This is a genomic window from Flavobacterium frigoris (genome assembly GCF_900111075.1).
GTDB classification, from domain to species: Bacteria; Bacteroidota; Bacteroidia; order Flavobacteriales; family Flavobacteriaceae; genus Flavobacterium; species Flavobacterium frigoris.
Window position 1 is genome coordinate 1 of record NZ_FOFZ01000040.1, and the last position, 1,860, is coordinate 1,860.

The 1,860-nt window shown below is 30.5% G+C and carries 2 protein-coding genes and 1 pseudogene; 2 read left to right on the forward strand and 1 reads right to left on the reverse strand.

The window, feature by feature from the left end:
• Nucleotides 1–145: 145 nt before the first annotated feature.
• A complete protein-coding gene (locus tag BMW63_RS17640; protein ID WP_074724776.1) occupies nt 146–598 on the forward strand; it encodes a hypothetical protein in 453 nt (150 codons plus the stop codon).
• A 345-nt stretch (nt 599–943) separates the two neighbouring features.
• Nucleotides 944–1,429, forward strand: coding sequence for a hypothetical protein (locus BMW63_RS17650; RefSeq protein ID WP_074724778.1), 486 nt, complete (start codon nt 944–946; stop codon nt 1,427–1,429).
• A gap of 218 nt (nt 1,430–1,647) precedes the next feature.
• Here BMW63_RS17650 and BMW63_RS18305 read toward each other — a convergent pair.
• Nucleotides 1,648–1,860 (reverse strand): annotated as a pseudogene (locus BMW63_RS18305) (IS91 family transposase); the annotation flags it as partial.

The following is a 1,860-nucleotide window of genomic DNA, read 5'->3' on the forward strand; positions in this document are numbered from 1 at the left end:
AGTTATTCTGAATTTGATGACAATATTCCTCAAAAAAATTAACTTTGAATAACTATTAATAAATGGACTTGTTGCGATAGGTCCTTGAATCCGCCCCGAAGTGATTAAATAGATGTAATGTTTTTATAATAATTAAAATTTAAAAATGATTAAAGAAATATTTGATATAGAACCCATCCAAAAAAACTCATTAATAATGTTTTTTGCTATAAGCTGCTTAAGTTTTTTACAATTGTTTATATTTAAAAGGAATGTTATTGAAGAAAATTCTTTATTAGCAATTTGTTTATCTTTAGGTGTTTCAATATGTTGGATAATTAGCCAAATGATTTCGTATTATTTGTACGCAGACTACACAAATAATAAATATGACGAAAAAAATTATTTGGACGAATTATTGTATGATAAAATAGCCTTGCATTTTGGTTTTTCATTATATTTTTGGATGATTGTAATAACTTATATTTCTTTTGAATTAGGTTTAACATTAATAGAGTTTTTAAGATTTTCTATTTTAGTAATGTTTCTAAAAACAATATTTTGGGCTATATTTAGTTTTAGAAAATACCAAAAACATCAAAAATTAAACAAGAAATAATAATAGCTATTATTCCAAAAATAGCTTCTAACATAAGTGCTTTTTTATATTTCATAATAATTTGAATTTAAAATTGTTTCCGACTTAAACGGTGCGGAAGTGAAACCGAAAATTGTAACCGAAAAAAATTGGGGCGAAAAACCGAAGGCATAACACACGTTTGTACTTACTGTGGGTTTAGTGGAATTACATTTTCGCATCATAATTCTGCAAAGCAGAAAATTGAAAGGTTACGAAGTCCACAGCAAGTACAAGCGTGGGAAACGTTAGCGGTAATTATAAACGAAATCGCACAAAATCAGACATTTAAAATAAAAAATAGATTATTTAAAGCACATTATGACTATGAAAAATTATATTTTAATCTTATTAATATTCTGTTCGTTTAATGTTTTTGGACAAGACAATAAATCCGAAGCAGGCGGACCACCAAAAATCTCAGAACTTATCGGTTTCTGGAAAAAAATTGAACTTCCTAATGAAGATAAAATAAATAAAGAAAATCCTTGGCCTCAAAAATATCAATGGTTTGCATTTTACGAAAATGGAAAAGTATATTCTATGATGTCTGACAAAGATAGTAATTACTCTTTGAAAGACTTGAAAGAAACTTTTAGTGTTTTACCAAAAGACAAAACACCAAATTATAAATTAGAAGGACAGTTTCTAACTATTGATAATAAAGAAATTAAAGACTATCAAGAATTATGGGGCGTAAATTTATTTGCAATGGACATTAATGACTTCTTAAAAAAAGGAAATTTAATGATGACTTTGGACGATGGAAACGGAAATGTAATTTACTACAGATTATTGAAACGAATAGAATAACTACCGCTAACAGCTAGGGTTTCGTTGCGTTCGAAGAACGAACAATGAACCCGCGGTTGAACGGAACCGATTACATGCCGTCAACACTATGGGGTTATCGTAAAATTATTTGGAGGATTTCAAGAGGCCAGTGAGCCTCTTTTTTTTTGGAGTGTAAATCAGGCTAATTTTATCCTGTTTTGCTTCATGTTTGGGCATACGTGCCCTTACCCACAAAATTAGCTTTCATAGGAACTAGAACTGTGGCTACCGCCAAGATACCAAGCAGGCGGACCACGCTGGTCAAAAACCGCTATTCGATGTAAATTACCCGTTTTGCAACACGGACATTGGGGTAAAAATGGTTTCTTTTCTGCTTTTTCTAGCACTTTTACCTTTAGCTTTTCCTGCAAAAGCTTGAGCTTTTGACGTTTCCAAGTGCTACTCAAAAA

Excerpts from the sequence above, each read along its gene's own strand:
- BMW63_RS17640 (WP_074724776.1), top strand. The coding sequence starts at position 146 with ATGATTAAAGAAATATTTGATATAGAACCCATCCAAAAAAACTCATTA.
- BMW63_RS17650 (WP_074724778.1), top strand. The coding sequence starts at position 944 with ATGAAAAATTATATTTTAATCTTATTAATATTCTGTTCGTTTAATGTT.